Consider the following 4,208-nt stretch of genomic DNA (forward strand, 5'->3'; position numbering starts at 1 on the left):
CCCTTCGAACAAGGAAACCATTCCTTCTCTACTTCCAGCAGGAGAATAAACATTATTTGGAGCAAATGCATTTAAATCTTCCCTTGACCGAATATTTTTCAAGTGAACATGAGCGATATATGGCTCTAATAGTTTAAATCCTAAAATAGGATCTGCTCCTGACTCCCAAATATGAAGTGCATCATAATTTATTTTAAAGGATGGATGATTAACTTCATCGATGAGCCTTAACGTAGATTCAAGGTTATCTGCTAATGTGTTAGGATGCGTTTCTATAAGTAATAGTTGACCCTTGTTCTCTAATCTTTCACAAATTAAGCGAAGTTGGTCTACTATATGCTTCCTCTCGTCCTCAAAGAGATCCCTACTTGCTTTCGCTCCGGCAAATATTCTTAACTTATTTGTATTCAATTCGGTAAGAAGTGAGGAGCATTGATCAACCATAGACTTCGTTTCTTCACGATTCAGATCTAAAGGTAAATAGTCACTTAGCATGCTAATGTTTAAGTTCATAGATTTTAACAGATTAAGATTTTCAAGAGGTGTTTTTCTAGCGTGAACGCCCCATAATTCAATACCATCAAATCCTTTTAAATGAGCCCATTGTGCGATTTGCTCTAAAGATTGTAAATGATGTCTAAAGGTAATGGTGCATAATGATAAGTTCATAAAAACCTCCCTATTTTGTTATAACCACTTGGATGTCCGACGTATTCTCTTGTTCACACCACTTATCAAAATAGCATTTCAACCCTAATTTGATTGAACTTTCTCGATCTAGCTGCTCATCGATTTGTTGAATAACAGCTTTTTTATGCTCCTCTTTTCCCGTCATAGCTAATTTCATCGCCCGGTACTGAAGAGTTGTGTAACCCTTAACCAACCTCTCAATTTCATCACACCACTCATCAAACTCATCTTCTGTAAAACGAAGTTCTTTCCAGAAATAAGCAAAAGCATGTTCATAGGCATACTTTCTAATCGCAAGTACCGGTATTTGTTTCAGCGCTTCTGCTAACTGAGGAAGGCGATGTGATTCCGACCCCTCAGTATAGGCAAGGACGATTTTTTGTATGGCTTCGGTCATTGGGTAAGCATTTAGTTTTAAGCATGTTCTAAAATAGGCTTCAATTGTTTCATTTGTTGGAGCAACTAACCCTCTTTCATCAAAATAATATCCTCCAGCTACGGATGGCTGCATAACCGCTTCGACAATTTGCTCTTTTGGTAGCACCCCTTCCCACCGAAAGTCAGGGTCAAACATCATCCATTCATTAGAATTCTCTGTGTTATCTAGCATCACATAATGAGGAAACGGACGCTGGTGAAACTTATTTTCACGTTCAGGTAAAATCGATAAATCCAACATCACCATCACATGACGATCTGTTGGTTTCGTTTCCATTAAATGAAGAAAGGTTTCTAAATTTCTTTCCTTAGAGTCATCTTCTTTATACCAACGGTGAAGTTTAATCCCATATAAATGTTCATACCATTTACAAAAGAAATCATGATCGATAACTTCAGAGTGATAAGAAAGAACATAGTTTTCGAGTATGTCAAAATCAGCATCCCATACACCAAAATAATAAGGTCTATGATCAAGCCCCTCTGTTTTTTTAATTACCTCACATACGCAACTAACAAAACAATGCACTTTAATCACCAAACTCACCAACTGATAAGTGTGTATTTGATTGTTCACAAATATATGTAGCTAGATTTGACACCTTATAAAAATCGTTCGGCGAAAGCTGTTCATCGGATATTTCGATTCCATAGTCGACCTCAAGGTGGAGAATAAGTTGTAAGATCATAATTGAGTCCATACATAGATCTTCATTTAACCTCGCATCTTCATTAAAAGAAGCAAGTGTTGGTAGGTTAAGATCTTTTTGCATGATAGTATAGAGAGTTTTAACAGCTTCATCTTGTGTCATCTATATATGCCTCCCAATTGTTTGCGGTTTACTTTTCCATTTGCCATCCTTTCTATTTTCTCTACTTGTATCCATTCAATCGGCACTTGATAAGGTGCCAGTTTCTTTTTGCACCAGGCTCTTAGCACCGACGGCTCTATAGGCTCTTCACTAATATAATTGGCGCATACACGCTMTAGAGCATAAGGATCCACTTTTTTATAAACGACAACATCACAAATTCCTTTATAAGAACGAATCACATTTTCAATTTCGTGCGGATACACATTCAAACCAGCCACATTAATCATGTCATCCATTCTTTCTACAAAATGAAGGTTACCTTGCTCATCAAAATACCCCATATCCTTTGTATGAATTATCTGTTCGGAAGTATAGAGGATAATTTCCCTTGGTTCATCTTTACTTCCGCCACTTTCAATAGAGATATGAGAAAGTGGACGTCCAATTTCTTCTGGTTTGTCTAAATTTGCATTTATACTTACACACCCCGCTTCAGAGCAGCCGTATTGTTGAAGGACTCGACCTGATACTTCCTTTAAAGACTTTAACCACGCTTCAGGCATCTTTGTTCCCGATGACATTACCGCGTAAAAACGATCGTTTCTTGATAGAAGCATTAAGAGAGTATAAAGGAGAGTAGGGGCTGCATACAGCAAATGAATAGGAAATTCCTTCAATTTCTTTAGTATGTATTTTGGGTTGAGATTGGTAATGATAACAGGAGTAGAACCTCTTTTCATTGCTGCTAGTACTCCACTTATCAAGCCGTATGAATGATTAATTGGGCACGCAACAATTGAAGTAGTTACCATATTAATGTTAAGACGCACATTGTAGTTATTCAATTCCTCTTCAATGGAACTCCAAGTCCTTTCGATACACTTTGGATCACCAGTTGTACCTGAGCTCAATTGAACCAATACAGCTCTCTTTTCTTCCGCTTTTCGATTCAAAATCACAGGATCATCTACCTGTTGATAAAAGAGATAATGACAATCTGTTTTAATAGCTATCCTTACCGCACCCTCAAGGGGCGTAGTAGCGTGAAGCGGGACAATTGATCCGCCTTTTTCTCTAATATATAAGCACAATGCCAACAGTATAAATGCATCATCATGACATACCGCAATTCTTTTTTTCTTGCATTCTCGCAAGGTCTGCTGTTGTTCAAAACTCGCAAAATGATCTTCCAAGTCATCGTATGAATAATACTGATCATTAACAATTATCATATTTAGCCCCCTTTTTCTTTTAGGCCTTCTATTAAGGAATTGGAAACGAGGTGACGAAACTCTTCGTTACCCTTATTTAGTTTCTTGGTTAATAAAGACTCGACATATATAGATTCATTTGTATAGTTAAGTAATTTCGCTCTCGATTTAAGTGAAGGGAAATTTTTCAAATGTGTACCTAATGCTTCATTAACTTGTTGCCAGAAATCTTTCTCTTTATAAATCCCCACCTCATCAAGCACATAAGAAATCTCCGCAAGATTAAAAACAAATAATGTATCCATGACCAATTCCCTTAATGCTTCTACTGAGGACATCCAATAAAATTGATTCTTGCTCGCATTCGCATAAGAGGGATGAATATTTWTAAAATCAGGTAAAAACTCTCTAGTATCGAGATAAGACTCCACATATTCTACGCTTTCGTGAAAGTCACGTAACGCCACTCGCTTTGGCCATCCATTTTCATGAATTAATATCATATTTTGACCATGGGCTTCTAGGGCTATCCCGTGCTTTAAAAGCAAGTGCCAAACAGGTATGACAGCCACTTTTATTAATTGTGCAACCCACTGACTGACTCCGTAAGCCTCGATCCACTTCCACCCAAAAGGTTGACCGTCTCTTTCTATAAGCATGAGAGCATTAAAAGGGATTGCTTCTTCTGTCTCACGAAGATAACCGTGAATATCTTCTCTCCAAATAGCAGCTAACTGACCTTCTATCTTACTTGCCTTTATCGGGTCTTTAGGCTCATATACCATACCAGCATGTTCTGCTAGTATGACTAGCCTCTTATCATTAATTAAAAAATCATCTGAACCCACAACAGCTTTTAACCAAGCAGATATCTCAGGAGCTGCGCATACAGATTGTGGGGCAAGCGTGCGCCTGGATGAGGTATGTACTAGATTCATTGCTAGCTTAAGTGATGACTTCTCTTGTGTGGTTTGATTCATAAGAGTACGAACAGATTGAGTGGCAGTATAGAGGTCTCCGAATTCACCTAATAGTAGAATGTCTCGACTTTCTA

Annotated in this window: 5 protein-coding genes; all 5 read right to left on the minus strand. The window is 37.7% G+C overall.

Going from position 1 to position 4,208, the window contains the following annotated elements; all coding sequences use genetic code 11:
* On the minus strand, nt 1–669 hold a 669-nt coding region (locus tag AB685_RS27385), incomplete at its 3' end, for a sugar phosphate isomerase/epimerase family protein (protein WP_047973760.1).
* 10 nt (nt 670–679) lie between these two features.
* On the minus strand, nt 680–1,666 hold the full coding sequence (locus AB685_RS27390; protein WP_047973761.1) for a DUF6005 family protein: 987 nt from the start codon (nt 1,664–1,666) through the stop codon (nt 680–682).
* Complete coding sequence (asbD, locus tag AB685_RS27395) at nt 1,659–1,940, minus strand: petrobactin biosynthesis protein AsbD (protein WP_047973762.1); 282 nt, start codon at nt 1,938–1,940, stop codon at nt 1,659–1,661. The genes AB685_RS27390 and asbD overlap by 8 nt, the downstream gene beginning before the upstream one ends.
* The gene (locus AB685_RS27400; protein ID WP_047973763.1) at nt 1,937–3,175 is read right to left on the minus strand and encodes an AMP-binding protein; all 1,239 of its coding nucleotides are present in this window, start codon (nt 3,173–3,175) and stop codon (nt 1,937–1,939) included. Before AB685_RS27400 ends, asbD begins: the two co-directional genes overlap by 4 nt.
* Before the next feature lie 2 nt (nt 3,176–3,177).
* Nucleotides 3,178–4,208: IucA/IucC family protein (locus AB685_RS27405; protein WP_047973764.1), on the minus strand; the 1,031-nt coding region annotated here is incomplete at its 5' end.

Source organism: Bacillus sp. LL01, assembly GCF_001037965.1.

Coding starts and splice junctions, on each gene's coding strand:
- asbD (WP_047973762.1), bottom strand. CDS start 1,940: ATGACACAAGATGAAGCTGTTAAAACTCTCTATACTATCATGCAAAAA.